The sequence below is a fragment of the Patescibacteria group bacterium genome (assembly GCA_018896645.1).
Lineage (GTDB): Bacteria > Patescibacteriota > Patescibacteriia > UBA2591 > JABMQE01 > JAHIMF01.
This window is the reverse complement of sequence record JAHIMF010000014.1, coordinates 1-4,697: the sequence shown is the minus strand read 5'-3', so window position 1 is coordinate 4,697 and position 4,697 is coordinate 1. Positions and strand designations below refer to the sequence as shown.

The following is a 4,697-nucleotide window of genomic DNA, read 5'->3' as shown; positions in this document are numbered from 1 at the left end:
GTAGCTAAAGAATATATTTGCCCGCTTGGTTCTAATGTTTATCAATTCCAATCAACAGGAGACAGTTATGAGCTAATGGCTGATTTAGAGTATAAGGGGGCTAGTTCTTGGAACCCCATTCCTAATCCTGTGCATTTTGATTTTAATAATGATTGCAAAGACAGCAAATTTTCAGCGGCTAATATCTGTGGCGACGGCAAGGTTAATCCGGCCACAGAGACTTGTGATAAATCCTTGCCCAGGAATTATTGCGATGAACTTCTTGGTAATCAAAATTGGCATAATGAAATTGTTCAGTATTGTGAGGATGATTGTAAGTCTTGGAAGAGTGTAGGTATCCATAATTGCGGCGGCTATTGCGGAAACAATACTCCAGAGTATGCATATGGCGAGCAATGTGAATATACACCAGGGCCCCAAACAAAAACTACCGCTGGTTCTGTTTTTGATCAATATATTTGTGATAATTCTTGCAAATGGCGGACTGGCGGCTGGTGCGGGGATGGAAGATTGCAGAATGATTGGCGCGGAGAAGTTTGCGATAGCAGCAGTATAGTAGGTGATTGTTGGACTGGGGGATATAAAGGCACTAAAACTTTAACTTGCCAAAGTAATTGCCAGTGGCCCACTGGAGTTAATCTTGGTGATCCCACTACTTGGCCAACACCTTGTAGCCTTCTTGGTTATTGCGGCGATGGCGTTAAAGATCTTAGCACAACGGAAACTTGTGATGGTGATGATAAGCCAATAAACTGCAGTACTTGCCGGGCTGATTGCACTTGTTGCGGTGATAATATTATTAATGGCGGTGAAAAGTGCGACAATGGAGCGGCTAATAGTTCTAATAAAGCTTGTAATAATTTTTGTGAATTAACTTATTGCGGTGATAATATAACCCAGGCTCCAAACGGCGCTGGGTTTAATGAAACCTGCGATGATGGAAATAATATTGGCGGTGATGGCTGCAGCAGTATCTGCATAGCTGAAGGCTGTGGAGATGGGATTGTTCAAATTGTTTTAGGCGAGGAGTGTGATGATGGAAACGTTAGTAATAATGATATCTGCAAAAACGATTGTACTGATAATGTTTGCGGAGATGGATTCAGGTATATTGGAGTAGAAACCTGCGATGACGGCGTTGCTAATGGTACTTATAATCATTGCAAGGTTGATTGTTCTGGTCTGGGTTCTCATTGCGGGGATGGAAATTGTGATGCTAATGATGGAGAATGTGCCAGCGGTTGCGCAGACTGTGTTGGGGCAGCAGTTTGTTGCGGAATTGATGGTTGTAATGTAGCAATTGGAGAAACCTGCTCCATTTGTCCAGGAGATTGCGTTTGCACCTTACCAAGGATTTGTTGCTCGGGCAGTTGTGCATCAATAACATGTTTTTTAAACGCGGACTGTACTGATAGCAATCCTTGCACAACTAACGAGACCTGTAGCAATCCAGCCACATGCTGGGCCTCATGTTTTCAAACATTAATTACTAATTGTATACATGGTGATGGCTGTTGTCCTGTTGGGTGTAATTTTCTAAATGATAATGATTGTCCGCCAACCTGCATTCCCGACGGTTGTAATGGCAATTGTCCAATAGCCTGTGGTCTGGGTGATGATCCTGATTGTTCAGGAACAGGTTGTTGCGGTGATGGGATAAAGAATGGCACGGAGCAGTGCGATGGCGCTGATTTTGGCGGTCAAACTTGCGCAAATTTTGGTCTTGGAGGAGGAAGCAAATTACTTTGTACTGCCGGTACTTGTCTTATCAATACTGTTAATTGTAATTATAATCTTGAAGTTTGTGTGGATAATGAGCACGTTACTTATTTTAATGGAACCCAAGTGCTTAGCGGCGCAGATTGGGCGTTTGTTAATAGGGCAGAAGTTATTGTTGTGGGAGGGGCAAGCAGTAATGTAATCGCAGTAAGAGCTAAAGATTGGGGCACAATTTATGGGGTGGCTGTTATTTTAACAAAACCAGATAGCTCAAAGGTAACTACTAATAATTTGCCTGATTGGAAGTGTACGCAGAGCCCTGCCGCGGGGTGGATGAATTTAGGTTATGATGATTCTGGGTGGAATACAGCGATACGGACCACTGGGGCTGGTCCGATACCCGGCAATCAATTAAATGTTCCTATGATATGGGCTTTTGGCGCCGGACAACTCTCAACAGTTTATTGCCGTTGCGTGTTTGGATGGTAGCGGCCTTGCCAATAAAGATAATTCAGGTGTTTGCAAATGCCTCATCCTGATTGTCAATAGTGCAGATACTTTTTTGCTAGTTTTAGATTATCAATAGAAAATTATCTAAATGAAAAAGATTCTTATAATTTTAATCATTGTTTTACTCCTGATTATTGCTGGCGTGGTTGTGTTTTGGCAGTTGCAAAAACCAGGGCCGGTAAGCCCGGGTTTGGGTCAGGGGACCCAGCCCGCCCAAGGTGATAAAGAAACGAGTCCGGATATTAGCCAACCTTTGATTGGGTCCAGAGAATATGTTGAGAGTCTACCAAGCGAGTTTCGGGAAATGACCAATGAAGAAAAGATTGGTTTTAATATTTCTCTGGAAACTAAGGCAGAGATTAAGGCCGGCAAAGTTTTACCGGTGATTAGGATTGACCCGGCGACTTTTATCCCGACTCCACCACCGGATACTGATAAAGATGGGCTTTTTGACGGCGATGAGGGGAAATTAGGCACAGACCCGCTTAATCCAGATACAGACGGCGATGGGCATCTTGACGGAGAAGAAGTTAAAAATGGGTACGATCCCTTAAGAGAATGAAAGCCGCTCGAGTTGCCGGCCTATATTAGATTTACATCGTGATATTTTAACATCTAAGAAAAATTAAACTTGACTTTACTTTATATTGAATATAGAGTAAAGTAGAACTTGACAAATAAATAGGATTTGTGTAAAGTTATAATTATATGATTATACAACGAGATATCTACATCAAAATAAAACCATATTTAAGTTCTCCAGAAGCAATTGTGATTACTGGTATGCGCCGAACCGGCAAAACCACCTTGCTTAAATTTATTTATGACAAGATAAGTTCCGATAACAAGCTTTATATAGATTTGGAAAATCCCATTAATCAAAAATATTTTGAAGAAGAAGATTATGAAAAGATAAAATTTAATTTTGAAGTAAAGGGACTAAATTTTAATCGTCAGGCCTATCTTTTTCTTGATGAAATCCAATTTGTTAAAAATTTACCGCAAATAGTAAAATATTTTTTCGATCATTACAAGATAAAATTTTTTTTAACCGGTTCCAGCAGTTTTTACATTAAAAATTTATTTTCCGAATCCCTGGCCGGCAGAAAATATATTTTTGAATTATTTCCTCTAAATTTCAAGGAATTTCTTTTACTTAAAGAAGAAAAATTGATTATTCCCAAGATAGGCCAGAAAATTTCCAAGACAATTTTTAATACGTTTAACAGGTTTTATGAAGAATATTTAAAATTTGGCGGCTTTCCCGGGGTGGTAGCCAAGAAGGATTTTCAGGAAAAAAAGATGGCTTTGGATGATATTTTTTCTTCGTATTTTCAGTTAGAAATAGTGCAATTGGGCGATTATAAAAAGACGAATGTAATTAGAGACTTGATATTGCTTTTGATGCAGCGAGTTGGGTCAAAATTGGATGTTCAGAAAATAGCCCAGGAGTTAGCTGTCTCCAGGCCGACGATTTATGATTATTTAGCTTTTTTAGAAGGCACTTATTTTATTAAATTAATAAAACTTTACAGTAAAAGTAAGGATGTGGAAATTCGCGGCGCGAATAAAATATATCTTTGTGATTCTGGCTTGGTAAATAATTCAATTCAAGTAAGCGAAGGCGCCTTATTTGAAAATAGTATTTTTCAGTTACTCCGACCTCAAGGTGAGATAAATTATTATCAAAAAAAAGGAGGCGTTGAGATTGATTTTATTTTTAATAAAAATAAGGCTTATGAAGTTAAACTTAAGCCCTCTCAACAGGATTTGAATAAATTAGATAGAATAAGCAAGGAGTTGAAAATAAAGGATTTTAAGCTTATCTCTAAGAGTTACAGTAATATAGAAAATGTTATTTACGGATTTAATATTTAAACATTTTAACATTATGACATTTTTCCGCCATCATGCCAGAGGCAGACAAGGAGGCGGATCAGCCCGCCTTGCAGCGAGGCAGGCCTTTGGCTGAAACATCTAAGAAAAATTAAACTTGACTTTACTTTATATTGAATATAGAGTAAAGTAGAGTTAGAGATAAGTTTAGATAAAAAGCGCTTATTATGCTTAAAAATTACAAAAGAATCATTACTGACGAAATAATAAAGTATCTCAACACTGATGATATTATTGTTTTGCATGGGGCCAGGCAGGTTGGCAAAACTTTTATTCTTTACTGGTTGGAAAATTATTTGAAACAAGAAAAAGAAATTACTCATTATATTGATTTAGAAGATTCGCGTTTTGTTAATATTTTAAATTTAGGGGCAAACGATTTTATAAGATATTTGGAAGAAGAGGGTTTCAATGTTAAAAAATTTTCGCAAAATAAAAAATTGTTTATATTTAGGCACTGTCCCTATATTGGGGTGATAAATTAACTTAGGTGGATTGATTTATAGCTAAGATTACATTAAGATTAGTGAAACTATGGAGTTCAAGGTCTCAAAGTAGACCTTGAGACCTCC

The 4,697-nt window shown here is 38.1% G+C and carries 4 protein-coding genes; all 4 read left to right on the top strand.

Annotation, left to right across the window (positions count from 1 at the left end):
• Positions 1 to 2,208 (top strand): hypothetical protein (locus KKD20_01020; GenBank protein ID MBU4331688.1); only part of this gene is annotated, 2,208 nt, incomplete at its 5' end.
• Between the two features lie 109 nt (positions 2,209 to 2,317).
• Entirely contained in the window at positions 2,318 to 2,791 is a 474-nt protein-coding gene (locus KKD20_01015) for a thrombospondin type 3 repeat-containing protein (GenBank protein ID MBU4331687.1), read from the top strand.
• A gap of 146 nt (positions 2,792 to 2,937) precedes the next feature.
• On the top strand, positions 2,938 to 4,107 hold the full coding sequence (locus KKD20_01010; GenBank protein MBU4331686.1) for an ATP-binding protein: 1,170 nt from the start codon (positions 2,938 to 2,940) through the stop codon (positions 4,105 to 4,107).
• A 185-nt stretch (positions 4,108 to 4,292) separates the two neighbouring features.
• On the top strand, positions 4,293 to 4,610 hold the full coding sequence (locus tag KKD20_01005) for an AAA family ATPase (GenBank protein ID MBU4331685.1): 318 nt from the start codon (positions 4,293 to 4,295) through the stop codon (positions 4,608 to 4,610).
• The last annotated feature ends 87 nt before the right edge of the window (positions 4,611 to 4,697 follow it).

What these genes read in the sequence shown, in the direction of transcription:
- KKD20_01015 (MBU4331687.1), top strand. Translation starts at nt 2,318, where the DNA reads ATGAAAAAGATTCTTATAATTTTAATCATTGTTTTACTCCTGATTATT.
- KKD20_01010 (MBU4331686.1), top strand. Translation starts at nt 2,938, where the DNA reads ATGATTATACAACGAGATATCTACATCAAAATAAAACCATATTTAAGT.
- KKD20_01005 (MBU4331685.1), top strand. Translation starts at nt 4,293, where the DNA reads ATGCTTAAAAATTACAAAAGAATCATTACTGACGAAATAATAAAGTAT.